Source organism: Streptomyces sp. NPDC101237 (assembly GCF_044767465.1).
Classification (GTDB): domain Bacteria; phylum Actinomycetota; class Actinomycetes; order Streptomycetales; family Streptomycetaceae; genus Streptomyces; species Streptomyces gramineus.
Window position 1 is genome coordinate 173,787 of record NZ_JBIWNY010000015.1, and the last position, 23,807, is coordinate 197,593.

Sequence of the window (23,807 nt, forward strand, 5' to 3'; positions counted from 1 at the left end):
GCCGCCCCGCCGAGGCGGGGCGCTGCGCCGGCGGGAGCGGATGATGGACCTACGGCAGATGGAAGTCGTCGTCGCGGTGGCGGACGCGGGCGGGTTCACGGCGGCGGCGCGGCGGCTGCACGTGGTCCAGTCCGCGGTCTCCGGCACGGTCCGCGCGCTCGAACGCGAGCTGGGCACCGCGCTGTTCACCCGGACCACCCACCGGGTCGGGCTCACGCCGGCCGGCGAGGCGTTCGTCCCGGCGGCACGGCAGACACTGCGCGCCGCCGAACTGGCCCGTGAGGCGGTCGACGCGGCCAAGGGGGAGCTGCGCGGCCGGGTCACGGTCGGCACGATGCAGGGGGTCTGGGCGGACCTGCACCTGGCGCTGGCCGCGCTGCGGGCCGAACACCCGCGGGTGGTGGTGCGGTTGCGGCAGGCCGCGGTCGTCGACCTCCGTCAGGCGCTGCGGGAGGGCTCGGTGGACCTGGCGGTGGTGGCGCTGGACCGCCGGCAGCAGCGCGGTCTCGTGACCAGGCTGCTGTCCCAGGAGGAGATGGTCCTGGTGGCGTCCCCGCGCCGGATGATCGCCGGGGCGGACCCCGGCGGCACCGTCGACCTGGCCGACGTCGCCGAGCTGCCCCAGGTGGAGTTCACGCCCGGCTGGGCGATCCGGGACGCGGCCGACCGGGCATTCCGGGCGGCGGGCGTCGAACGGGCCACGACGTTCGAGGTCAACGACATCGTGGCCGCCTCCGAACTGGTCCGCAACGACCTCGGCGTCTGCATCATGCCGCCGACCATCGCCCGCCGCTTCCCGGACCTGGCCTCCTACCGTTTCGCCGGCCGCGCGCCGAGCTGGAAGGTGATGGTGGTGCGTCCGCCCGGCGAGCCCCCGGCGGCGGTCGCCGCGCTGCTGCGGCACATGACCTGACCTCCGGGGGCGCGGCCGTCAGAAGGTGTCGGCGTCCGGTATCACGTGCATGGCGGCCTCCTCCGCCGACGCCCCGGCACCGTCCAGGCCCCGGTCGGAGGCGAACAGGTCGGTCTCGGTGTTCTCGTGGGCGCCCTCGTCCGGTGCCACGAGCCGTCCGGCGCGGCCGTCGCCGACCTCGTCGTCGAGGAGTTCGCCATCCGTGTCCCAGGCGTCGCCGAGGTCGTCGCCCTCCGGGACGGCGAGGTCCGGGACCTCCTCGGCGAGCCGTTCGTCGAGTGTCTCCCCGCGCTGTCCCTCGGCCGCGGTGACGCCGGTGTGCTCCACGGCCCAGGGCCGCTCCGGTGGCGAGTAGCCCTCGTCCAGCGCCTCCTCTCCGGCCCGGTAGTCCAGGGTGTCCGACGCGTCCAGCACACCCGCGTCGTCCTGCACCTCCGAACCGTCCGGCTGGTAGACCTCGTCGCCCATCGCCTCGTCGGTCATACGTGCTCCATCGTCGTTCGGGCCGTCCGTTCGGTCCGGCCGCCATCGGAAAGGGTAGGAGGTGCGGGCCGCGGCCCGCGGGCGTTCCCCGCGGCGGTCCTGCGCCACTGCGCCGGTGACATGCCGTACGTCTCCCGGAAGGCCCGGCTGAAATGGGAGGGGCTGGTGAAGCCCCAGCGGGCCGCGACCGCGGCGACGGTCCGGTGGTCCGGGCCGGGCCGGGCGAGTTCCTCGCGGGCCGCCTCCAGGCGCCGGCTCCGCAGCCAGGCGCCGACGGTGGTGCCGTGGCGCTGGAACAGGAGGTGCAGGTAGCGCGGCGAGATGGCGTGCTCGCCCGCGATGTCCCGCGGGGTGAGTCCCGGCTCCGCCAGCCGGGCCGTCAGGGACGCGGTGATCCGCTCCCACAGGGCCGGCTCCGGCTGCCGGCCGGCCTGGTCGAGGGCGACGGTGGCCAGGATCTCCGCCGCGGTCCTGGCCAGCTGCTCGCGCCGGGCGGCCCCGGCCCGGCCGACCTCCTCGACGAGCCCGTCGAGGAGCGGCAGCAGCAGGGAGGCGACGCCGCCCGCGGTCTCGTCCACCACGGTGGCCGTGAGCCCGCGCAGGTGCCGTTCCTCCAGGCGCAGCAAGGCGCGGGGCACCATGAGGATCCGGGCCCGCTGGTGGTGCGGGAACACGATCCGGAACGGGCGGCAGGCGTCGTGGAAGGCCGTGCGGCCGGGCAGGAGTTCGGCGGTGCGGCCGTCCTGGAGCAGCAGGGCGGTGCCGGCCAGCTGGCGGCGGACCAGGATATGGGTGCGCGGGTCGGCGGCGACCGCGCGGGCGCTGCGCAGGACGGTGCCGGGCCCGGACTCCTCGGTGGCGATCTGCAGGGATCCCAGCCGCCGGGCGGTGAGTTCGGCGGTCCAGGGGCGGTCACGGCCGGCCGTGACCTCCAGGTCGACGAAGGCCTCCGACAGCGCCCGCTGCCAGGCGAGGGGCCGATCGCCGGCGGCCGGGTCGCCGATCGCACAGGTCACGTGCGTCACCATGCCGTTCCCTCCGTCCGTGTCCGCTCCAGCCAGTCGGTCGGTGACAGCCCGAAGGCCTGCCGGAAGGCCTTGCCGAACCCGGCGGAGCCGGTGAACCCCCAGCGGCGGGCGACCTGGGCCAGGTCGGCGGTGCCGGACGGTCCGGCGGCGAGGTCCCGGCGGCACTCGTGCAGGCGCTGTGCGCGGATCCAGCGGCACACCGTGGTGTCCTCGGCCTGGAACAGCCGGTGCAGGGCGCGCACGGAGATGCCGTGGGCGGCGGCGATGACGGACGGCGTGAGGTCCGGGTCCGACAGGTGCCAGCGGATGTACGTCCGGACGCGCCGCAGCAGGATGCCGTCGGCGCCCGGCGGTTCGCCGGGGTCCTCCCCCAGCAGCTCCGCCGCGGTGGCGGCCATCAGGTCGATGACGCTCCCGGCCAGCCGCTCGGCGGTCGGTGTGGCGTACGACTCGGAGGTGTCCGCCAGCCGCTCCAGCAGCGGCGCGAGCAGGGCGGGGAGCCCGTCGCCGGGGCGGACCGCGCGGCCGGTGAGCCGCCGCAGGTCGGCCTCGGGGAGTCGCAGCAGCAGACGCGGGACGGCGAAGATCCGCAGCCGGAAGCGTTCCGGGAAGGTGGTGCGGAACGGCCGTACGGTCTCGAAGAACCCGATGTCCCCGGTGCGCATCTCGGTGCTGCGGCCGTCCTGTTCGACGTGGGCCCGGCCGCTGCTCTGGACGGCGACGAAGATCTGGTGCCCGTCGCCGCGGGCGATGGCGCGCGGCGTCCGGTGGACCCGGCCGGGGTCGGCCTCCACGGTGGTGATCTGCAGGTCCCCGAGCCGGTCGGTCCGCAGGGTCGCGTCGTAGGTGCCGCCCGCGGTGGCGATGTCCATCCCCACCAGGGTGTCGAGGACGGCGTCGTGCCAGTAGTCCAGGCTCTGGCGCGGGGGCACCGAGCGGGTGGTCAGGACCCTGGCCCGGGCGCCCGGCGACGGGGCGGCCGGACGCCGGCGTCTCTCCTCGTGGGAGCCGGTCGCGGTTGGCATGACGTCAGCTTCGCCCGGCGGGGCGCGTCGGCGCATCAGTCGGCCGACTGGTCCTCGGCCGGTCGCCGACGGTCAGGTCAGCCGGGTCCGCAGGAAGGCGCAGCCCGCGAGGACCGCGGTCCTGGTGGGCGTGGTGTCGGCGAGGGCGTGCAGCGCGACGAAGTCGTGGACCGTGCCGAGGAAGCGCACGGACAGGGCGTCGACACCGGCCTCGGCGAGCCGTCGCGCGTACAGTTCGCCCTCGTCGCGGGCCGGGTCGGCCTCGGCGGTGACGACCAGGGCCGGTGGCAGTCCGGCCAGTTGGTCGCGGCGGGCCCGCAGCGGCGCGGCGGTGGGCTCGGCGCGCCGGGCCGGGTCGGGGACGTAGCGGGCCCAGTAGGCGCGCAGGGCGCGGCGGGTGAGCAGGTAGCCGCCGCCGAACTGGTGTTGCGAGGGGCTGTCGCAGCGGGCGTCGGCGAGCGGGTAGTAGAGCAGCTGAGCGGCGATCCGCGGCCCGTGCCGGGCCTTGGCGAGCATCGTGACGGCGGTCGCCAGGGTGGCCCCCGCGCAGTCTCCGGCCACCGCCAGCCGGTCCGGGTCCAGGCCGAGTTCGCCGGCCCGGCCGGCCGCCCAGCCGAGCAGGGCGTAGCACTCCTCCAGGGCCGTCGGGTAGCGGGCCTCGGGGGTGCGGCTGTACTCGGGGACCAGCGCGCACACGCCCGTGCCGGTGACGAGGTCGCTGATGAGGCGCGCGTGGGTCTGGGCGTCGCCGAGCGTCCACCGGCCGCCGTGCGCGTACAGGAGGGCCGGGAGCGGGCCGGTGGCCGCCGCGGGGCGGACGGTCCAGAAGCCGAGCAGCCCGGACGGGCCGACGGGGGCCGCCTGGAAGACCGCGTCCACGTCGAAGTCCGCGAACCGGTCGGCCTGGGTCTCGCGCAGCGCCCGCCGTGCCGCGTCCGGCCCGAGGTCGTCGAGGGCGGGTGGGGCGGCGGACGCGGTGACCAGGCGCTGCACCACCCGGTCGAGGACGACGGCGGTGCCCGCGGTCCCGGGCCTCGGGGATGCTCCGGCGTCCTCCCGGCCGGGCCCCCTCACCGGCCCTGCACCAGGTCGCGCAGCTGGTGACGGCTGCTGATGCCGAGTTTGGGATACACCTTGTAGAGGTGCGAGCCGACCGTGCGCGGGGAGAGGAAGAGGCGTTCCCCGATCTCCCGGTTGGACAGGCCGCTCGCCACGAGCTGGACGATCTGCCGTTGCTGCGCGGTCAGTTCCGCGAGCGGGCCGTCCGTCCGCGGGGCGGGTGCGGCTCCGCTGGCCCGCAGTTCGCGGCCCGCGGCGGCCGCGAGGGGGCCCGCGCCGAGGCGTTCGGCGGTCTCCAGGACGGTGGTCAGCTGGCCGCGCGCCTCCAGGGTCCGGCGGCAACGGCGCAGCCAGTGCGCGTAGTTGAGGCGGACGTGGGCGCACTCCCAGGGCCAGCGGTTCGCGGCGTGGTTGACCAGGGCGAGCCGGAAGTGTTCCTCGGCCTCCTCGTCCGGTCCGAGGACGGCGCTCGCGTGGTGCAGCAGCAGTGTCATCCGCGTGCTGGGCCGGTCGCCCTGGTCGGCGCGCACCCGGTCCAGGATCGGCAGGGCCTCGGCGGGCCGGCCGGTCCGCTGGGCCGTGACGGCGAGTTCGGCGATGCTCCGGGGTGCCAGGAAGGGGTGCAGCGGCGAGCCGTCGGCGGTGAACAGTCCGCGCAGCTGACGCCAGCCGTCGTCCCAGTCGCCGCGGGCCATGGCGGCGAGGCCGCGGGCGCGCAGCAGGCGGGCGTGGGTGGCCCGGTTCTCGTCCAGGGGGACGGCGCGCCAGACGGACGGGGTGAGCACGGTCCCGGCGGGCTGGGTGTCGCGCAGCGCCCGCAGGGTCAGCGCCTGGGTCTCCAGGTCGGCGCGCAGGCGGGGCAGGCGCAGGACCGCCGCCTCGGTCATGGCGTGCTGGAGCACGGTCCGTGCCTCGGTGAACCGGCCGACGGCCAGGAGGGTGTCCACCAGGCCGAGCACCGACCGGCCGCGCAGGCCGAAGGCGCGGGCGGCCCGCAGCCGGTCGTCGTCCAGGCGGGCCTGTCCGAGGTCCAGGTCGGCCTCGTCGGCGTACCGGGCCACCGGCCCGGCCGGCGCGTCCTTGCCGCCGAGCGGTGTCCGCCCCGGCCGGTTGAGGCCGCGCAGCACACCCGTGGCGGTCTCCGGCCGCACGACCACGGCGACCAGCGCCTCCACCGCCCGCCACGCGCCGGGCGCGTCCAGGCGATGGAGGGTCCCGGCCGCTCCGCGTCCGGCCGCGGCGTCCGCCGGCTCCGCCCACCCGGCGGTCTCCGGGCCGCCGTCCCCGTCGGTGCTTCGGCCCTCGTCCCACGAGCCCTCCGGTCCACGGCTCCCGGGCCGTGCCGCGGTCCCGGGCTCGGCCTCGCGGGTGCCCGGCGCCGCCGCGGGACCCGGCGGGCCGGCCGGTTGCCGGGGTTCGGGGGCGGTGGAGCGGCGGGCCCGGTCGAGGAGGAGCGGCAGGGCGGTGCGGTGCTCCGGGAGGCCGGACTGGGCGGCGACGTCGGCCGCCAGTGCGACCAGGTCGAGCGCGAGCGGCGGCCCGACCCGCGCGCAGTGTTCCGAGGCGGCGGCCAGCACCTCGAAGGCCTCGCGCTGGGCGGACTCGTGGCACAGCACGGAAGCCAGGGCCGCGGCCGCGGTGCAGACGGCCTCCGGCCCGGCGGAGTCCTGGAGGAGGCGGCCGTACAGGTCACGGACCCAGCCGGGGTCGCCCACCGCCCGCGCCGCCGTGAGTGCCTCGGCGAGCCGCCGGGCCTGGTCCGTGCGGCGGGGGCTGAGCCGGGCCGCCTGTTCCAGGGCGCGGGCGGCCTGTACGGCGTCGCCGCGCCGCCAGGCGGAGGCCTCCAGTGCGGCGGCCACGTTCGCGTCGGCCCCCACGGTGGCCGCGGCCAGGTGCCGGGCCCTGGCCTCCGGCAGGACGGCGACCCGGGCGAGGTCCCGGTGGGCCCGCTGGCGCTCGCCCGCGGGGTGCCGTGCGTACGCGGCCGACCGTGCCAGCGGATGCCGGAAGACGAGCCGGTCCTCGGTCACCGAGACGAGTCCGGCGGCCTCCGCCGGGGCCCACACCGCCAGCTCGCCGGTGCTCAGGGCGGTCATGACGGCGGCCATGGTCTCGCCTGGTCCGGCGGCGGCCGCGTACAGCAGGGCGCGCCGGGTGCCGGCGGGCAGCGCGTCCAGCCGTACGCCGAAGGCCGGCTCGGCGGGCGCGCGCCGCGCGGTTCCCGTGGGACCGGGCACGGCCCGGCCCAGTTCGGCCAGGGCCAGCGGGTTGCCCTCGGCCTCCGTCAGGACGTCCAGGCGGTGCCGGCCGGTGGGCGGCACGGGCTGCCGGTCCAGGAGCGCGGCGGCCGACGCGTCGTCCAGCGGGCCGAGGGTCAGGATCTCGGCGCCGGGCGGCAGGGCGGGCAGGGCGTTCTCCCGGCGTGCGGCGAGCAGGACCGTCAGCGGCCGGCCGGCCAGCTGCCGGACGGCGGCGAACAGCGCGCCGACGGTGGCACGGTCGCACAGGTCGGCGTCGTCCACGCAGACCAGGAGCGGCCGGGCGGCGGCGAGCCGGTCGAGCAGCGCGGTGAGCGCGGTGCGCAGCGCGTCCTCGTCCGGCCGCCCGGCTCCGTGGAGCACGGCCGAGAGGACCTGCCGGGACGCCTCGGGCAGGGCGGCCGTCACGTCCGGCGTCAGCGGCGCCAGCAGCTGTTGCAGGCAGGCCCGCGCGTCCCGCGGATCACCGGCCCAGCCCTCCGTGGAGAGCACCGACACGCACTGGCCGGCGGCCAGTTCGCGGACGCGCCGCAGCAGGGCGGTGCGCCCGATGCCCTCCTCGCCGAGGACCAGCAGGGTCTGGGGTGTGCCGGGGTCTCGGGTCACGCACCGCAGGATCCGCTCGATCTCGCCGTCCCGGCCCACGACGGAGGCCTCGGCGGTGACCGCGGACTGCTGGGGTGACTGGACCGGCATGCACATACTCCCGCGATGATGGACGTTCTCCCTGGCCAGAGCCATCATCGCCGACACCGGACGGCCACGCTTCTGTCACATGACCAGTCACCCGCGGTCGCGGCCGCCGAAGCGACCGCTGGCAGGATGGCCGTACCGGAACCCCGGCCAGGCGGCCTCGGCGGCCCCCCTGTGCCGAGGCCTCCGGCCACCCTTGCGCCCGGCGGCACCGACGCCCGGGACGACACCGACGACACCGACGACAAGGACACGCACCGCTCATGCACACCGCCACCGACCGCCCCGCCGATCCGGTCGTCCTGGGCCGCGCCGCCGAACTGGCCCGGATCGACGGGCTCCTCGGGGCCGTGGACGGCGGCGGGCCGCAGGTGCTGGTGCTCACCGGGGAGCCGGGGGCGGGCAAGAGCACCCTCGTGGACCGGGCGGCTGGGCGCGGGCGGGAGCTGGGCTTCGGCGTCCTGCGGGTGCGCGGCAGCGAGGGCGAGAGCGGCCTCGGCCTCTCGGGCGTGCACCAGCTGCTGCACCCGCTGCTGCCCGGCGACGGTCTGCCCGCGGCCCACCGGGACGTCCTGGACCGGGCGTTCGGCCCCGGTGCCGCGGAGCACGAGCTGAGGCTCGACCAGTTGTCGCTGTGCGTCGGGGTGCTGGCGCTGATCGGCGCGGCCGCGGCGGAGCGGCCGCGGCTCCTGCTGGTGGACGACGCCCAGTGGCTGGACCTCGGCTCGGTGGACGTGCTGGCCTTCCTCGCCCGGCGGCTGGAGGGCAGGCCGGTGGTGCTGCTGCTGGCCGCCCGCGAGGACGGTGTGCCGGCCCGCTTCGACCGGGACTTCCCGCAGCTGACGGTGGGGCCGCTGAGCCGGACCGCGGCCGGGCAGCTGCTGGACGCGCAGCCGGACCCGCCCCGCGGCAAGGCGCGTGCCGAGATCCTCCGGCAGGCGGCCGGCAATCCGCTGGCTCTGATCGAGCTGCCGCGGGCGCTGGCCCGGGGCCGAGCCGCGGGTGCCGTGGACGCCGCGGCGGGCGCCGCGGGCGCGGCTCTTCCGCTCACCGCCCGGCTGGAGAACCTGTTCGCCGCCGACCTGGCCGGCCTGCCCGCGCCCACCCGGCGGGCCCTGCTGCTGGTGGCGGCCGCGGGTACGGCGGAGCTGACCGACCTCATCCGGGCCGCGCCGGAGCTGGACGTGGTCCGGGCCCTGGACCCGGCCGAGCGGGCCGGCCTGGTCCGGGTGGCCGACGGCCGGGTGCTGCCGCGCCACCCGCTGGTCCGCTCGGCTGTCTACCACGCGGCCTCCTTCCACGAGCGCAGGCAGGCCCATCTGGCCCTGGCCGCCGCGGTCACCGGGGAGCCGGACCGCCGCGCCTGGCACCTGGCGGCCGCGGCGACCGGCCAGGACGCGGAGGTCGCCGACGCCCTGGCGGAGAGCGCCGGACGGGCCCAGGGCCGGGGCGGGCACGCCGCGGCGGCCACCGCGCTGGAACGCGCCGCCGAGCTGACCCCGGATCCGGAGCTGCGGGCGCGGCGGCTGCTGACGGCCGCGCAGTCGGCGATGTTCGCCGGGCACCCGCAGTGGGTCGGTGAGATGAGCGGCCGGGTCGGCGAGATGACCGACGATCCCCGGCTGCGCGCCGAGGCCTCGCTGCTGGGCGGCTGGGCCCTCGGGGTCACGCTCCGCCACGAGGACGCGCTGGCGCTGCTGCTGGGCGTCGCCGAGGCCACCGCCGGCTCGGCTCCTGGCCTGGCCGTGGGCGCCCTGAGCACGGCCGCGACGTCCGTCTACAACACCGGTACGTCCTACTACCGCGCCGAACTGAGCCGGATCGGCGGGCTGATCGAGGGCGACGGTGATCCGGCGGCCCGCGCCTGGGCCCTGGCGGTCGCCGACCCCTACCGTGAACGGCCGCTTCTCATGCGTCACTTGGCGAACGCTTCGGCGGAACTGGGCCGGGACGAGAGCCTCGGGAACCTCACCGCGGTGGGCGGCACGGCCTGGATCCTGGACGAGACCGAGCAGGCGGTGCGCGTCCTCGGACGGACCATCGACGTCCTGCGCCGCGCGGGCGGCGCCGGTACGAACGCGACCGTGACGCAGGCACTGGCGCTCGCCCTGTTCGAGAACGGTGCGTGGGCGGCGGCCGAGGAGGCGGCCGACGAGGCGTTCTGGATGGCGACGGAGGCGGGCGCCGACAACGTGACGGTGGGCGCCCGCGTCCTGCGGGCCACGCTGTGCGCGCTGCGCGGCGACCCGGTGGCGGCCAGGACCCGGGCGGCCGAGGCGGTCCGCGGAGTGGATCTGCGCAGGTCCCTGAGTCTGCAGGTCCGGCACCGGCACGCCGTGGGCATGGCCGCGTTCGTGGCGGGTGACCACGCGGGCGCCTACGAGCAGCTGCGGGCCGCGTTCACCCGCGACTTCCGGCCCGCCCCCGTCCACTACCACGCGTCCCTCTACTACCTGGGCGACCTGGCGGCCGCCGCGGTGCGCGCCGGGCGGTCGGACGACGCCCGCACCGTCGTCGAGGCCGTGACCCGGGACCTGGCGCCCGACCCCTCGCCGCGCTTCGCCGCCGTCCTGCACCGGGCCACCGCCCTGCTGGCCGACGGCGACGCCGCCGAGCGGAGTTTCCTGGCCGCCGTCGACGGCCCCGCAACCGACTGCTGGCCGTTCGAGAAGGCGCTCGCCCATCTGGACCTCGGCGAGTGGCTGCGCAGGCGCCGCCGCCAGGCCGAGGCCCGCCGTCATCTCACGGCGGCGCTGGAGTGCTTCGAGCGGCTGGACGCCCGCCCCTGGACCGAGCGGGCGGCGGCGGAACTGCGGGCGGCGGGTACCGCGGGGGCCGGCGCACCGGCCGGTGAACTCACCCCGCAGGAACGCCAGATCGCCGAACTGGCCGCCCAGGGCCTGACCAACCGCGACATCGCGGCCCGGCTCTACCTGTCGCCGCGCACGGTCGGCTACCACCTGCACAAGGTCTTCCCGAAGCTGGGCATCACCGCCAGGGCCCAGCTCCGTGACGCCCTCACCACGGAGCCGGAGACACCACGGTGACCGTCCACCCGTCGTGATCCGTTCGCTGCGGGGCGCGACGTCCGGCGCCGCGAACCGGCGGCGCCGACGCGTGCGGTTGTAGTCCTCCGTGCGGCACGGGATGCTGATTGAGCACGAAGGGAAGCGGTGCCCATGGATCGTTTTCCGAATGCTGCCGACGTCGAATTCCACAGCCCCCTGGACCTCACCAGGGCCGCGGCCGCGGTGCTGGACGAGGACGGCCGCGTCTCCGGCTGGAGCGCCACCGCCGAGCGGCTTCTCGGCCTCGCGGCGCACGAGGTGCTCGGCCGGCCCGCCGCGCGGCTCCTGGCGGCGGACCCCGGTCCCCGGCTGTCCGCCTTCTGCCGGGCGCACCGGCCCCGCACCGCGGTCCTCGACCTGCGCCGCGGGGACGGCCGCACCGTGCGCGCCGCCGTGACGCTGAGTCCGCTCACCCACCGGGGTGCGGCCGCGACCGTGGTGGTCGCGGCGGAGCTGGCGGCCCTGCGCGGCTGGGAGGCCCAGCTGGCGATGCTGGAGGGGCTGGCGACCGAGTCCTCGGTGGGGCTGACCATCTTCGACACCGACATGCGGGTGGTCTGGGGAAACGTCTCCACCGACCTGGAGCTGGACGGGATCGCCCAGTACGTCGGCCGGCCCGCGGCGGACCTCTTCCCCGAGGGCGAGTTCATCTCCCGCCACCACCCTCCGGACGAGGACCAGGTCATGGAGCAGGTGCTGAAGACGGGCGAACCGATCCTCGGCATGCACTACCGCGGCCGCGCCCCCGCCGACCCGGTGCGCGAGCACGTCTGGTCCTGCTCGTACTACCGGCTGGTGGACGCCCGGGGCGAACCGCTGGGGCTGTTCGAGGAGTCCCTGGACATCACCGAGCGCTACCGCGCCCAGGAACGGCTGTCGCTGCTGGTACGGGCGGGAAAGCGGATCGGCGCCTCGCTGGACGTGCGGCGCACCGCCGCAGAGCTGGCCGACGTGGCGGTGCCGCAGCTGGCCGACGAGGTGCTGGTGGACCTGCCGCCCGCGGTCATCGAGGGACGGCAGCCGCCGACCCGGTCGGCGCCCGGGCACAGCCTGCTGCGGATGCACGGCCGTACCCCGGAGGAGTTCGGGACCAGCCCGGTCTCCTATCCGCCGTCGTCGCCGCAGGCACTGAGCCTGACCACCAACCGGCCGGTCGTGGACACCTCGCCGGCACCGGGCGAGCAGGTCACGGCCGCCCGGCACGCGGACCTCTTCGTGCCGCTGCTCGCCCGTGACGCGGTCCTCGGCCTGGTCACCTTCCGTCGCGTCGACAACCCGGACCCCTTCGGGCCGGAGGAGCAGACGCTCGCCGTGGAGCTGGCCGAGCGCGCCGCCGTCGGCATCGACAACGCCCGCCGCTACACCAGCCAGCACGCGGCCGCCCTGGTGCTGCAGCGCAGCCTGCTGCCCCGGCGGCTGCCCGAGCAGAGCGCGGTCGAGGTGGCGTACCGCTACCTGCCCGCCGACAGCCGGGTGGGGGTGGGCGGCGACTGGTTCGACCTGATCCCGCTGTCGGGGGCCCGGGTGGGGCTGACGGTCGGCGACGTGGTCGGCCACGGGGTGCACGCGGCCGCGACCATGGGCCGGCTGCGCGCCACCGTACGGACCCTGGCGCTGCTGGACCTGGACCCGGCCGAGCTGCTGACCAGACTGGACGGCCTGGTGGCGCAGGACTGCGAACCCGGCGCGGGCGACACGATGAGCGACGAGGCGCTCGGTGTGACCTGCCTCTACGCGATCTACGACCCGGTCGGCGGGCGCTGCGTGTGGGCCAGCGCGGGCCATCCCCCGCCGATCGTGGCCGACGCGAGCGGCTCGGTGCCGCTGTCCGCGCCGGCGCCGGGTCCCCCCCTGGGCCTGGGCAGCCTGCCGTACGAGAACATCGAGCTGAGCCTGTCCGACGGCAGCGTGGTGGCGTTCTTCACCGACGGTGTCGTGGAGGACCGGCGCACCGACATCGACAGCGGCATCGAACGGCTCGCCCATGTGCTCACCTGGCAGCGCTGCCCGCTGGAGGAGCTGTGCGACCGGGCGATGTCGACGCTGCCGCCGGGACCGCAGGCGGACGACGCCACGCTGCTGCTGGTGCGCACCCGGCGGCTCGGCCCCGACCACGTGGCGGACCTGGAACTGCCGCCGGATCCGGCCACGGTCGCGGACGCCCGCACGGACACCGAGCGCCAGCTGGACGTCTGGGGGCTGTCCGACCTGTCCTTCACCGCCGCGCTGGTGGTCAGCGAGCTGGTCACCAACAGCATCCGGTACGCGACCGGTCCGGTGATGCTGCGGCTGATCAGGGACCGCAGCCTGCTCTGCGAGGTCTCCGACAACGCGCACACGGCGCCCCATCTGCGACGGGCCCGCCGTGACGACGAAGGCGGCCGCGGCCTGTTCCTCGTCGCGCAGGTCTCCCAGCGCTGGGGCACCCGCTACACCGCGTCCGGAAAGACCATCTGGGCGGAGCTGGCCATCCCCTGACGGGGCCGGACGTCGGCCGCCGCCTGCTTCCGCCCGCTAGCCGCCGACCCGTCCGTCCCGCGCGCCCGACGTCACGGGGGCGACGAACAGGGCGCGGACGGCCGCGCGCACCTGGGCGGTGACCAGGTCGGGGGCGGAGGCGTCGAGCTTGCCGTCGAGGTGCAGGAACGCCAGGCCGTGGACGAGCGCCCACACGGTGGTGGACAGCGCGTCCACGTCGGCGTTCGGGAAGGCGCCGCGCACGATGCCGTGGACGTACTCGGAGATCGCGGCGGTCGCGGCGACCCGTTCCTCGCTGTTCGGGTCGCAGGGCTCGGCGAACATCACCCGGAACAGGGCCGGGTGGTCCAGGGCGAAGCGGACGTAGGCGACGGCGACCGCCGCCAGTTCGTCGGGGGTCGTGGGCGAGGGGTGCGCGGCGAGCAGGTGGCCGGCGAGTTCGCGGTAGCCCTGCGCGGCGACCGCGGAGACCAGCGCGTCCCGGTCCGCGTAGTGGCGGTAGGGGGCCGTCGCCGAGACGCCGGCCCGCCGTGCCACCGCCCGCAGCGAGAGTCCGGCGCTGCCGTCCTCCTCCAGCAGCTCCCGGGCCGCGCGCAGACAGGCGGCGCGCAGGTCGCCGTGGTGATAGGTGCTGCCCGCCTGCGTCATACGTCACACTCCCTCGTGTTTGCATCGCTCACATCACCCCTCTAATGTGAACGCCGCACACATTCTACGGGATCGAGATCGAGAGGGGGACCCGGATGACCAGCGAGTTGTTCTCGCCGTTGTCCCTGCGCTCCGGGCAGGTGCTGGACAACCGGATCGCCAAGGCGGCCATGGAGGAGAACATGGCCGGTGACGGCCAGCTCCCCGACGAGGCGCTGTTCGGGCTGTACCGGCGCTGGGCCGCCGGCGGCGCCGGACTCCTGATCACCGGCAATGTCATGGTCCACGCCGAGGCCCTGACCGGCCCCGCGGGCGTGGTGCTCGACGATGCCGCGCCGCTGGAGCCGTTCACCGAGTGGGCCGCGGCCGCCAAGTCCGGCGGCGCGGCGGTGTGGATGCAGATCAACCACCCGGGCCGGCAGATCGGCTCCGACATGCCCGGCGTCGTGTGGGGACCGTCCGCGGTCGCCGTCGACGTCGGCAGGCACAGCGGCCGCTTCGGCAAGCCCGCCGCGATGACCCCGGAGCAGATCCGGGCCACCGTGACCAGGTACGCGGTCACCGCCCGGCGCGCCGAGCAGGCGGGCTTTGACGGCGTGGAGATCCACGCCGCGCACGGCTACCTGCTCTCGCAGTTCCTCTCTCCGCTGGTCAACCGGCGGACCGACGAGTGGGGCGGCGCGCTGGAGAACCGGGCCCGGATGCTGCTGGACGTCGTCCGCGCGGTGCGCGCCGCCGTCTCCCCGTCGTTCGCGGTCGCCGTGAAGCTGAACTCCGCCGACTTCCAGCGCGGCGGGTTCGACGCCGACGACGCCCGCCAGGTGATCGAGATGCTCGCCCCGCTCGGTGTCGACCTGGTCGAACTGTCCGGCGGCAGCTACGAGAGCCCGGCGATGTCCGGCCGCCCCGCCGACACCCGCACCCAGGCCCGCGAGGCCTACTTCCTCGACCTCGCGCGGGACCTGGCCGCGACCAGCCCGCTGCCGCTGATGCTCACCGGCGGCATCACCCGGCGCCCCACCGCCGAGCGGGTCCTCGCCGACGGCGTGGCGATCGTCGGGATGGGCACGGCCCTCGCCGTCACCCCCGACCTGCCCGACCGCTGGCGCCAGGGGCGCGAGGCGGACGCCCGGCTCCGCCCGGTGCCCTGGTCCGACAAGTCCCTCGCCGCGGCGGCCGGCATGGCCCAGGTCCGCCACCAGCTGCGCCGCATCGCCCGCGGCAGCCGCCCCACCCCGCACACCCACCCGGCGACGGCCCTCCTCACCGAACGCCACGCGCACCGCAGGGCCCTGCGCCGCTACCGCACCTGGCTCTCGACCACCCGCCGACCGGTGTAGCCGAACCGCCCCTCCCGGCACCGCGCCACGACGCGGCCGCGCGAACGCACGGCAGGGCGGCCGTCGCCCCCCCCGGACGCCTGTCCGGGTGTGGCTCAGGCGTCGATGATGACGGGGATGATGAGAGGCCTGCGGCGGTAGGTGCGGAACGCCCAGTTCGCCACGGCGCGGGCGACGAGTTGTTCGAGTTGGCGCGCGTCCCCGACGCCCTCCTCGGCCGCGGTGGACAGGGTCTTCTCGATGACGGGGATGACCGGTTCGAAGGTGGCGTCGTCGTGGACGAAGCCACGGGCCAGGAAGTCGGGGGCCTCGGCGAGGGCGCCGGTGTCCGCGTCGACGATCGCCACCACCGTGACCACGCCTTCGGCGGCGAGGGTGAGGCGGTCCTTGAGGGACGCCTCGGTGGCGCCGCCGACTTCCATGCCGTCCACGTAGACATTGCCGGCGGGGACCTTGCCGGTAACGGATGCGCGCCCGTCGACCAGGTCGACGACGACGCCGTCCTCGGCGATGACGACCCGTTCGGGGTCGACACCGGTACGGATGGCGAGGTCGGCGTTGGCCCGCAGGTGGCGCCATTCGCCGTGGACGGGCATGACGTTGCGGGGCTTGACGATGTTGTAGCAGTAGACGAGTTCACCGGCGCTGGCATGCCCGGAGACGTGCACCTTGGCGTTGCCCTTGTGGACCACGTGGGCGCCCCAGCGGGTGAGTCCGTTGATCACCCGGTAGATGGCGTTCTCGTTGCCGGGGATGAGGGAGCTGGCGAGCAGGACGGTGTCGCCCTCGCCGACGCGGATCATGTGGTCGCGGTTCGCCATCCGGGACAGCGCGGCCATCGGTTCGCCCTGGGAGCCGGTGCAGACCAGAGTGATCTTGTGGTCCGGGAGCTTCTCCAGCTCCTTGGTGCTCACGACCAGACCGGAGGGGACCTTCAGGTAGCCCAGGTCACGGGCGATGCCCATGTTGCGGACCATCGACCGGCCGACGAAGGCGACCTTGCGGCCGTGCTGGTGGGCGGCGTCCAGGACCTGCTGAATGCGGTGCACGTGGCTGGCGAAGCTGGAGACGATGACCCGGCGCGGCGCGGTGCGCAGCACCTGCTCGATCGCCGGGTTCAGCTCACGCTCGGAGGTGGTGAAGCCGGGTACTTCGGCGTTGGTGGAGTCGGTGAGGAACAGGTCCACGCCCTCCTCGCCGAGGCGGGCGAAGGCGCGCAGATCGGTGATGCGGTCGTCGAGCGGGAACTGGTCCATCTTGAAGTCGCCGGTGTGCAGCACCATGCCGGCCCGGGTGCGGATCGCGACCGCGAGGCTGTCGGGGATGGAGTGGTTGACCGCCACGAACTCGCAGTCGAAGGGCCCGAAGCCACGCCGGTCGCCCTCCCTCACCCGCACCGTGCGCGGCCGGATGCCGTGTTCCTTGAGCTTGGCCTCCAGGAACGCCAGCGTCAGCTTGGAGCCGACGACGGGAATGTCGCGCCGCTCGCGCAGCAGGTACGGCACGCCGCCGATGTGGTCCTCGTGGCCGTGGGTGAGGACCACGGCGACGATGTCGTCCAGCCGGTCTCGGATCGAGGTGAAGTCCGGCAGGATCACGTCCACGCCGGGCTGGGTCTCTTCGGGGAACAGCACGCCGCAGTCGACGATGAGCAGCTTGCCCGCGTGCTCGAAGACGGTCATGTTGCGGCCGATCTCACCCAGACCGCCCAGGGCGGTGACCCGCAGCCCTCCTTCGGGAAGGGGCGGGGCGGCTTTCAGTTCGGGGTGCGGATGACTCATACCCTGACGGTACCCGGAGAGCGGGACAGGGTGATCCACTGCCTGTGCGATCTCTTCCTGCCGACAGGGTGGCGGCACCATGCGGGTGTCCGGGAGGATCCGCTGACGTCGGCGGCCGGACCGGGAGGGGGTACGGCGTGCCGCCGGCAGCGGCTGGAGGTCGTGCCCGGAGCAGTGGGCGGCGGAGGCCCGGCCGCGCGGGCTCCGGGGCAGCCGTGCGCCCGGTGGTGTCGGCGCAGATCTCGTGCCCTTGTCGTGGTGGCCGGCCTCCGCGGCCTCCCGGTGCGCCCCGCCGTTGGGCCACTCGGTGTACAGCAGTGCCCGAATGCGGTCGGCGCTGTGCCGGAAGTGCGCCCGATCGTGCCCCGGGGGCCCGCCGTCCCCCGGCTGGGCGGCGATCACGGCGTCCGTGAGGCGCGCTGCCACGCGACTCCATGACGTCCACGGCCAAGGTGACCAGGCAGCCGGGCGTGTGGGTCTCCTCGGGTGCGGCGAGACCGAGGTGCCGGCGGTACCGAGACGGCCTCACCGTCCGAGTCGTGCCCGGATTCGTTCGATCAAAGGTCACTGCTCGAACGTCCCGCATGGCCCGGTTGCCTGTGCGTGCCGACTGGGCCGGGGTCAGACACTCGTCCATGCTTCGACGAAGGCGATACGTCCGGCCGCATCGGGCGACTTGTGGTCCGCGTGAAGGACGCGCCAGGCCGTGAGTTCCAGGTCCCGGAGCCAAAGGTCGCCGATGACCTGTGTTTTGAGATCAGGGAGGTGGTCTGACTCGGCGAGCGCCTGGCCGATCACCTCTGCGGCCGCGACGCGCTGGGGAGGCGTCATCTCGTCTACGGCCGAGAGGATCTGTCCGGCCAGACCGGTTCCCTCTCCGGCCAGCGAACGCAGCACCATGTCCTTGATATTGGCCGGCAGCAGGTAGGCGGTGCCCGAGGATCTCCACAGGTTCGACCAGAAGCGTTCTCCTGCCTCGGTGGGGGCCGGGAGCGCGGCCAGCAGTCCGAGGAGATGCGCGGTGGCCGCGTAGCCATCGGAGTGGGCCGCCGCGAGGACCGCGATGCCGGCGACGCGCTCCACGTCGAAAGGGCCCACTTCGTACTGTGAGGTCAGCCCCAACCTTTGTTCCAGCTGATCAGCGAGGGGGGCGGATGCGTGGGAGGGGAACTCGGGAAGCATCGGCGGTCCTTGGGCGTAGGCGGGCGGAGATGCGCGCTCGGGAACCTTGGTCCTTCCCATGGCCAGGCGGCTTACACGGCTTCCGCAGGCCCAGTTGGCGGCGAGACCGACCTTGAGCAACGCTGTCACGGGCAGGCTCTCAGCATGATCGGATGGTTGCCGATGATGCCCGGAGGAACGAGACAGGACGGGAAGTCGTGTCTGGGACGCCGTAGCAGGTCTCCCCGGCGGATCACGTCATGGCAATGCCGGGGAGGATTTTCACCCGGTTGCCGACCTGGTCGAATGGCCGACCACCACGGGAGCCCTTCTTCTTCCGGTTGGCGGCCTGGTCCTTCTCCTCCGGGATGACGGCCTTGATGTGGCGTTTGCGCAGGTGGGACCGGTTGCCGCGGGACGAGTAGGCCTATCCCCGGCGACAGCGCCCGGCCGAGTACGGGGGGCGGCCGACGGGCCCGCGGACCCGTGTCTTCGTGACCACGGGGATGAACTGCGGGCTGTCCGCGGCCTGGCCTGCGGTCAGGACGAACACGAACACCAGGGGGCGGCATTCCGGTCGGCGACGAGGTGGACCTTGCTGGCCTGCCCGCCCGTCTTGAACCGCCAGATCACGCCCTCGAACTGTTGCCGCAGCCGCTCGGGGTACGGGCCGTACGCGCCGATCGGCAGGTACGGCCCGACGAACTCCCCTTCTTTGTCGCCCAGTTGAACTCGCGTCACGTAAGAAGACCTAGCATCCCGCGTGAGCCACAGCCCACGGAGAACGCACCCCCGGGGTCTCGAACGGCCCTCGGAGCGAGGTGGGATGCCGGCCGCCAGAAACAGGAACGGCGAGCCAGTGCCTGGGGTTCGGACCGTGGTCCGAATGAGACCGCCTGGGGCCCTTCAGCCTGCGGACGTGCGTGCCGCGCCCCTGGTCCGGACGTGCTGACTGAGAAAGAGAGCGGCGCGGTCCAGTGCCTCGTCGGCTTCGTCCAGGACGCCGGCGAACGCCTGGAAGACATGGGGAACGTCAGCCGTGATGTCCAGGATGACGTCCACTCCGGCTTCCCTCGCGCGCGTGGCCATGCGTGTGGAGTCGTCCAGGAGCATTTCGTTGGTGCCCGCCTGCAGAAGCATCGGAGGGAAGCCGGTCAGATCGGCGAGGGTGGCGGGGCTGAGCATGGGCTGACGCGGATCCTGTCCCGCGAGGTACATGGTCCCGGTGTGTTCCAGGCCCCTACGCGTGAAGAACGGGTCGATGCCCGCCTTGGCGTCCATGCTCTCGCCTGTCCGGGTCAGGTCGAGTCCGGGGGAGAACGCCACGATTGCGGCGGGCATGGGCTGGCCCGCGTCGCGGGCGGCGAGGCAGGTGGTGACGGTGAGGCCGCCGCCGGCGGAGTCCCCGGCGAACGCGATCGCCGAAGGGTCCACGCCGCTGTCGAGAAGGGCGCGGTAGGCGCTCACTCCATCCTCGATCGCGGCCGGGAACGGATGCTCAGGGGCGAGCCGGTAGTCCAGGGAGAACGCCCTGAACCCTGTTTTGGCCACCAGGTTCCCCGTCAGCGACATCGCCGTCTCCGGCGAACCGACCACGTAAGAACCGCCGTGAAAATAGAGGATCGTCCCGGCCTTCGGAGTGCCGGCCGGCTCGACGAGCAGCGCGGGCCGATCGCCGAGCGTCGCAGTCGTGGTGCGGATCCCAGCCGGGACGATCATTTCCCCCATCATCGCCCTGAACCCGGCGCGGAGCTCCTCCACCGACGGAGGGCCCTCCGACCGTGGCCGTCGGACCATCGCGTCGATCTCCGCGCGCTGCTGCCTGCTCATTGTCGCCTCCATCGCGAGTGCATGCCAAAGAACTATATGCCCAGGCATCTAGGTTAGAATATATGCCATGGCATCTAAGTCACGCCGTGACCCGATCGACCTCCCGGGCTTCTTCGCCGATCTCGTCCGCTGCGAGACACGCCTCTACAACGCGCTGAACGACCGCCTTCACGAGCGGCACGGGATCGTCACCTCGCAGTTCGAGTTCCTGCGCTTCCTGCGCGACCACCCCGGGTCCCGGGTCGCGGACCTCGCCACCGAATTCGCCATCGGGGTCGGCGCGACCAGCAAGGGCATCGACCGCCTGGAGAAGCAGGCATGGGTCGTACGGCGAACCAATCCATCGGATCGCCGCTCATCACTGCTGGACCTGACCGCCGGAGGCCTGCACCTCGTCGAGGCGGCGGAGGCGACCTTCACCAAAACACTGACCGAGCTGACCGCAGACGTCCTGGGCGGTCCCTCGGGACAGGCCGCCGCACAGATCTTCTCGGAGTTGCGCTCTGTACTCGAACGCGACCAGATCGGCCGGCCCACAGGCTGACCGGCATGCGCATCCCGTGCGACTGTTCGTAGCCGCGTGATCAGGCGTTCGCCGCGAGGGTGAATCCCGCGGATTGATCACGACTCGATACGCGCCCTACCGGCCGGATCAACGACTGGGGCCGTGTGGGGGTGCCTGGAGGGGTGGCGGCGGCGCCCGGGGCAGGGAGCGTGCCAGCCGCCTCACCTTTTCGTGGCGGCGCCGCAACCGGGGCCGGAGGTGAGCGACGTGCCGGCGGAGCCGTCAGGACACGAGCACCATCTCTGCGCGCCACAGCCCGGTCACGCGCGGGTGTGACAGCCCGCCGATACCGGCGGGCTCGCTCACCTCAGGCTGCGGCCGACGGGCTGGACGATCCGCCGGTGCGCCGGTATTCGGCGTTGATGCGCTGGGCTTCTTCGAGCTGGTCCTCGAGGATGATGATCCGGCATGCGGCCTCGATCGGGGTGCCCTGGTCGACGAGCTCACGCGCTCGGGCCGCGATGCGCAGTTGGTAGCGGGAGTAGCGGCGGTGTCCGCCCTCGGAGCGCAGTGGTGTGATCAGGCGCGCTTCGCCGATGGCGCGGAGAAAGCCGGGAGTGGTACCGAGCAACTCGGCAGCCCGGCCCATCGTGAAGGCGGGGTAGTCGTCGTCGTCAAGGCGGCTGAGCGACTCGTCTGCTGTCATCTCACCTCTCTGTGGAACGCGTGGAGGGGCCTTGGTGCCGTTTGGCACCAAGGCCCCGAAGGAAATGCAACACCATCTACCGACCTTAGTGCTGCGTCGGCCTTCTGTTTCCGCCCAGCCGCCCGAAACTCCGACGGGGGTGCGGGGATCGCGGATGCGTGACCGGAGACCACCTACCTATCGATGTCCTGCGGTACCCGGGCTCGCTTCTTCCGCCCGGGCGATCCTGATGGTGCTCGACTCCTCCGTTCTTCCCTCGGAACCAATCACTTGCAAACAGGGACTGCGTACTGCTGGTACTGCAACCGCGTCAACTGCGGTCCTGCTCACGGCGGCCCCTCGTCACTTCAGGCCACCCGGTCCGGTCGTCAGTCCCGTCACCGTCGTAGAACTTCCTGGCTTCGAAACTCCACCACCGCACCGTCATACGTGCACTGCTGCCCGGCAGTTCGTGTCTGCCGGGCCCTGCTCGATCTCGGCTACGAAAGAAACCATAACCACGAAGACATCGAATGTCTACTCCAGCAAGCACAGATTTGCTGCGGCTCGACGAGGAGGTCTCCCGCTGAGCCGATCTGCGGATACTGGGGGCGGTCCGCAGCGCAGGTCCGACGCACGGGTGAAACCCAGAGCCGCCCACGGAGCTTCCCGCGGCGGCGCCGACCGGCACGGCGCGTCGACCGCGATTCCCAGCCCCTCCGGCGGGCACGGTGGATCGGGCGGGTTGGCGGGCGGGGCACAGCGCGCCTCGAAGGCGAGCCGCATGCGCCCGTCTCGCTCGGTTGCGCCACCGTGCAAGCCGCCCGGGCGGGCCTGTGCATAGAATCCGATCCCATGTCGAAACCTGACGAGCTGCTCGTTGCGATAGCCGCCCTCGTGGAATCCGGGCAGAGCAATCAGATGTCCCTGACCGTGGTCACCAGTGGTGCTGTCATCACCGGTCGGCTGGCTCCGGAAGCCATGTGGAGGCAGAGGGTGTCCGAGGTGCTGACGGACTCCGCCGACCTGGGCGAGTTCTCCGCCGTCTTCGACACCCTCGCGAGGAGGGACGGACTGCCCACGCATCTGCATTTCCACGTCGCCCGGATCCTGCAGGGTACGGTGGGGATCCCGGAGACGGGCGGGATGTACCGCGTCGCGATCGAGGACGTCAGTGCCTGGACCGTGGGCGACTTCAGCTACTCCGACCACTGACCCACGGCACACCGTGAGGCCCAACCGGCGCGCTTCCGTTCCAGTGGCCGTCGCAACACCCCAGTTCGAGGGGTGCGATGGACTTGGAGATCCGGAAGGATCGGCGGCCTCAGGGGCCCAGGAAGGTGGACCGTGAGCGGGAGGAACACCTTCGGCTCGTGGAGCCCGGAACAGGGAACACGGAAGCCTGTCGGATCATCGGCATCAACCGCCGCACTGGCAGGCGTTGGCTCTACGGGCAGCCGACATCCGGGAGGTACAAGGCAGCCCCGTCCCACCCATCGTGGAGACGGGGCTGCCCTGGCAAACACCATGACCCCCGGCTCGCCCTGAGGAACCCGTCGGCCCGTCGCGCAACCTCACCACATCGCTGAACGGATCCGAGAGAAGGCGTCCGTCCGGGCCATCGCGGCCGGGCTCGGCCGCAGTCCCTCCACCCACCGTAGGCCGGGCGATCCGCCGCAACCGCACGCTCATGTGCGACGGCGGCCGGTGCTGCCGTCCCCACGCCGCCCGCCACCGCTCGGACGCCCGCAAGCCGCGCCCCAAGCCCGGCAAGATCCGTGAGCACAGGGCTGCGGGACGCCCCCCAGAACCACCTGCCCCGGCGGTGGTGCCCGGTGCAGGTCCGCCACGCTCTACGGGCACGCTTCCCCGACGACCTGCCGATACCGCAGATGCCGCAGATGCCGCCGATACCGCCGATGCCGTCGGCCGGGCTGTCCCGCACCGCCCAGCCGAGCGTCTGTTCAGACTGCTCGCGGCTTGATCAACTCACCGCAGTGTCGCTACGCCCCTGGAATTCGCCCACGCCGGTGGGTCCTCACTGCTCCATGCGGGTCACACCTGGCCGTAAGTCAGGCGGACAGACAGAGTGCCGAGCATCGCGGAAGCCGGCCCGTACGGGCCGGCCAGGGGCGCGGATGCGGCGGGAGGGCGGGTGCGGCAGGTGAAGCCGAGTTGGGTCATGGCCCTGAGGACTTCGCCGGCGCTGAAGTCGCGCCGGTCCTGACGGGTGACGACCTGACCGACCTGCTTGGCGGGGTAGCGGCGGCGTCCGATGATGACGAACTCAGCGGTGACCAGCTCAGGTTTGACGCCCTTCATCGATTCCACCACACCGCTCTTGGTCAGATCGAACGGGAAGCGGGCGATGACACAGCGCATGATGCCTCCGTGGCGACGAGAGGACGGGGCCGGGTGGGGTGAGAGCGGTTCATCGGGAGAGGGCGCCCAGGGCGGTGCCGTGTTCGCCGACCACGGGCGGCTCACCGAGCCGGCGGCAGTGCATCGCACGTTCGGCTTCGACCCACGTGGTCAGCGGCGAGGCGAAGGGCCCGATGACGTCGGCGATGTCACGCAGGCGGATCCGGTCCGTGTATCCGGAACCGTCACGAACGGCCGTGAGCCGGTCCCGGGTGACCAGGCCGGTGCGCATACCGTCCTCGTCGCAGACGACCAGATGACCTGTACGGGCGGCGGCCATCACGGACAGCACCACCTCCACGGTCATGTCCTCCCAGACCTGCGGTCCGGCCGCGTCCACGGTGTCGGCCACCGCGGCACAGTGCACGGGGCGGGCGCTCGCCGGGCGGAACTGCGTCTGGTCCAGTGTCAAAGGGTGCCTCCTGCGGAGT

The 23,807-nt window shown here is 73.7% G+C and carries 18 protein-coding genes and 1 pseudogene; 6 read left to right on the plus strand and 13 right to left on the minus strand.

Annotation, left to right across the window (positions count from 1 at the left end):
• Positions 1–58: 58 nt before the first annotated feature.
• Positions 59–913 (plus strand): LysR family transcriptional regulator, encoded by an 855-nt coding sequence (locus ACIRQ9_RS23755; RefSeq protein ID WP_404176819.1) that lies wholly within the window; start codon positions 59–61, stop codon positions 911–913.
• A gap of 18 nt (positions 914–931) precedes the next feature.
• Here the strand turns inward: ACIRQ9_RS23755 and ACIRQ9_RS23760 are convergent, their stop codons facing one another.
• The 5 genes from ACIRQ9_RS23760 to ACIRQ9_RS23780 form a co-directional block, all read right to left on the minus strand.
• Positions 932–1,396 (minus strand): DUF5709 domain-containing protein, encoded by a 465-nt coding sequence (locus ACIRQ9_RS23760; RefSeq protein ID WP_404176822.1) that lies wholly within the window; start codon positions 1,394–1,396, stop codon positions 932–934.
• Positions 1,393–2,424, minus strand: a complete 1,032-nt coding sequence (locus tag ACIRQ9_RS23765; protein ID WP_404176825.1) for a helix-turn-helix domain-containing protein — start codon at positions 2,422–2,424, stop codon at positions 1,393–1,395. Before ACIRQ9_RS23765 ends, ACIRQ9_RS23760 begins: the two co-directional genes overlap by 4 nt.
• Positions 2,418–3,449, minus strand: coding sequence for a helix-turn-helix domain-containing protein (locus ACIRQ9_RS23770; protein WP_404176828.1), 1,032 nt, complete (start codon positions 3,447–3,449; stop codon positions 2,418–2,420). Before ACIRQ9_RS23770 ends, ACIRQ9_RS23765 begins: the two co-directional genes overlap by 7 nt.
• Positions 3,450–3,521: 72 nt before the next feature.
• The gene (locus ACIRQ9_RS23775) at positions 3,522–4,523 is read right to left on the minus strand and encodes an alpha/beta hydrolase (RefSeq protein WP_404176831.1); all 1,002 of its coding nucleotides are present in this window, start codon (positions 4,521–4,523) and stop codon (positions 3,522–3,524) included.
• A complete protein-coding gene (locus ACIRQ9_RS23780) occupies positions 4,520–7,462 on the minus strand; it encodes an AAA family ATPase (protein ID WP_404176834.1) in 2,943 nt (980 codons plus the stop codon). The genes ACIRQ9_RS23775 and ACIRQ9_RS23780 overlap by 4 nt, the downstream gene beginning before the upstream one ends.
• Before the next feature lie 260 nt (positions 7,463–7,722).
• Between ACIRQ9_RS23780 and ACIRQ9_RS23785 the strand changes: the two genes are divergently transcribed.
• Together ACIRQ9_RS23785 and ACIRQ9_RS23790 are read left to right on the plus strand one after the other, a co-directional pair.
• Positions 7,723–10,506 carry an AAA family ATPase gene (locus ACIRQ9_RS23785; RefSeq protein ID WP_404176837.1) on the plus strand — a complete coding sequence of 928 codons (2,784 nt, stop codon included), beginning with the start codon at positions 7,723–7,725 and terminating at the stop codon, positions 10,504–10,506.
• Positions 10,507–10,638: 132 nt separating this feature from the next.
• Positions 10,639–13,005 carry a SpoIIE family protein phosphatase gene (locus ACIRQ9_RS23790; RefSeq protein WP_404176840.1) on the plus strand — a complete coding sequence of 789 codons (2,367 nt, stop codon included), beginning with the start codon at positions 10,639–10,641 and terminating at the stop codon, positions 13,003–13,005.
• Between the two features lie 36 nt (positions 13,006–13,041).
• Here the strand turns inward: ACIRQ9_RS23790 and ACIRQ9_RS23795 are convergent, their stop codons facing one another.
• Complete coding sequence (locus tag ACIRQ9_RS23795; RefSeq protein WP_404176842.1) at positions 13,042–13,653, minus strand: TetR/AcrR family transcriptional regulator; 612 nt, start codon at positions 13,651–13,653, stop codon at positions 13,042–13,044.
• 95 nt (positions 13,654–13,748) lie between these two features.
• On the opposite strand from ACIRQ9_RS23795, the gene ACIRQ9_RS23800 reads away from it, so the two are divergent.
• On the plus strand, positions 13,749–14,993 hold the full coding sequence (locus ACIRQ9_RS23800; protein ID WP_404176845.1) for an NADH:flavin oxidoreductase/NADH oxidase family protein: 1,245 nt from the start codon (positions 13,749–13,751) through the stop codon (positions 14,991–14,993).
• 95 nt (positions 14,994–15,088) lie between these two features.
• Here ACIRQ9_RS23800 and ACIRQ9_RS23805 read toward each other — a convergent pair whose 3' ends face one another.
• The 4 genes and pseudogenes from ACIRQ9_RS23805 to ACIRQ9_RS23820 form a co-directional block, all read right to left on the minus strand.
• Positions 15,089–16,774 (minus strand): ribonuclease J, encoded by a 1,686-nt coding sequence (locus ACIRQ9_RS23805; protein ID WP_404176847.1) that lies wholly within the window; start codon positions 16,772–16,774, stop codon positions 15,089–15,091.
• Positions 16,775–17,395: 621 nt separating this feature from the next.
• Positions 17,396–17,956 (minus strand): hypothetical protein, encoded by a 561-nt coding sequence (locus tag ACIRQ9_RS23810; RefSeq protein ID WP_404176850.1) that lies wholly within the window; start codon positions 17,954–17,956, stop codon positions 17,396–17,398.
• A 280-nt stretch (positions 17,957–18,236) separates the two neighbouring features.
• Positions 18,237–18,676: pseudogene (locus tag ACIRQ9_RS23815) on the minus strand (transposase); the annotation flags it as partial.
• Positions 18,677–18,841: 165 nt separating this feature from the next.
• Positions 18,842–19,765 (minus strand): alpha/beta hydrolase, encoded by a 924-nt coding sequence (locus ACIRQ9_RS23820; protein WP_404176853.1) that lies wholly within the window; start codon positions 19,763–19,765, stop codon positions 18,842–18,844.
• Between the two features lie 67 nt (positions 19,766–19,832).
• Between ACIRQ9_RS23820 and ACIRQ9_RS23825 the strand changes: the two genes are divergently transcribed.
• Entirely contained in the window at positions 19,833–20,309 is a 477-nt protein-coding gene (locus ACIRQ9_RS23825) for a MarR family winged helix-turn-helix transcriptional regulator (protein WP_404176856.1), read from the plus strand.
• Between the two features lie 328 nt (positions 20,310–20,637).
• On the opposite strand, the gene ACIRQ9_RS23830 is transcribed toward ACIRQ9_RS23825, so the two are convergent.
• Complete coding sequence (locus ACIRQ9_RS23830) at positions 20,638–20,976, minus strand: MerR family transcriptional regulator (protein ID WP_184971319.1); 339 nt, start codon at positions 20,974–20,976, stop codon at positions 20,638–20,640.
• An 834-nt stretch (positions 20,977–21,810) separates the two neighbouring features.
• Here ACIRQ9_RS23830 and ACIRQ9_RS23835 point away from each other — a divergent pair.
• The gene (locus tag ACIRQ9_RS23835; protein ID WP_404176861.1) at positions 21,811–22,170 is read left to right on the plus strand and encodes a hypothetical protein; all 360 of its coding nucleotides are present in this window, start codon (positions 21,811–21,813) and stop codon (positions 22,168–22,170) included.
• A gap of 840 nt (positions 22,171–23,010) precedes the next feature.
• Here ACIRQ9_RS23835 and ACIRQ9_RS23840 read toward each other — a convergent pair.
• Positions 23,011–23,337 carry an SCO5918 family protein gene (locus ACIRQ9_RS23840; RefSeq protein WP_404176864.1) on the minus strand — a complete coding sequence of 109 codons (327 nt, stop codon included), beginning with the start codon at positions 23,335–23,337 and terminating at the stop codon, positions 23,011–23,013.
• A gap of 49 nt (positions 23,338–23,386) precedes the next feature.
• Positions 23,387–23,788 (minus strand): CBS domain-containing protein, encoded by a 402-nt coding sequence (locus ACIRQ9_RS23845; RefSeq protein WP_404176867.1) that lies wholly within the window; start codon positions 23,786–23,788, stop codon positions 23,387–23,389.
• Positions 23,789–23,807: the final 19 nt, after the last annotated feature.